At 56.7% G+C, this 448-nt stretch carries 1 protein-coding gene; it reads right to left on the bottom strand.

The window, feature by feature from the left end; all coding sequences use genetic code 11:
• Positions 1 to 156: 156 nt before the first annotated feature.
• On the bottom strand, positions 157 to 448 hold a 292-nt coding region (locus JMF97_RS32505; RefSeq protein ID WP_203224695.1), incomplete at its 5' end, for a lysozyme inhibitor LprI family protein.

Raw genomic sequence — 448 nt, 5'->3', positions numbered from 1 at the left:
TCCCAGTTGCGCTCCCCGCCAGGTGTTTCCGGCAGGCCGAAGGTGGCGGCCGCAAGGACTGTCTCTTATACACATCTAGATGTGTATAAGAGACAGCGATCAGGACGGCCATCTCAAGCCGCAATACGCCACGCCGAGCAAGGCTCTCGGGGATCCTCACGTTTGACTAGGCACAGGACACCCCATATCGCCCTCCTGGCATTTCAAATAATTCTTGAAAGTCGCCACCCGTGCGCGGGTCAGCTCTGTAATGCAATTACTGTAGATCAATGGGTAAACGCTCCCACCTTCCACCCCCGATGCTGAAAACTTGCACTCCGCATCCCGGAACGCAATCCACGAGCGTTGCGCGCCGATCAACAGCTTCTTGCGGTCCGGATCGCTCTTCAGCCGCCCGGTAATCTGCTGGTAAAGCGCATTCAGTTCATTGTCCGCAGCCTTGTTCTGC

Origin of the sequence: Micromonospora fiedleri, from assembly GCF_016774385.1 — a bacterium.
Classification (GTDB): domain Bacteria; phylum Actinomycetota; class Actinomycetes; order Mycobacteriales; family Micromonosporaceae; genus Micromonospora; species Micromonospora gifhornensis.
Note: the sequence above shows the minus strand (reverse complement) of the source record. Positions and strands in the feature narration are given on the sequence as shown.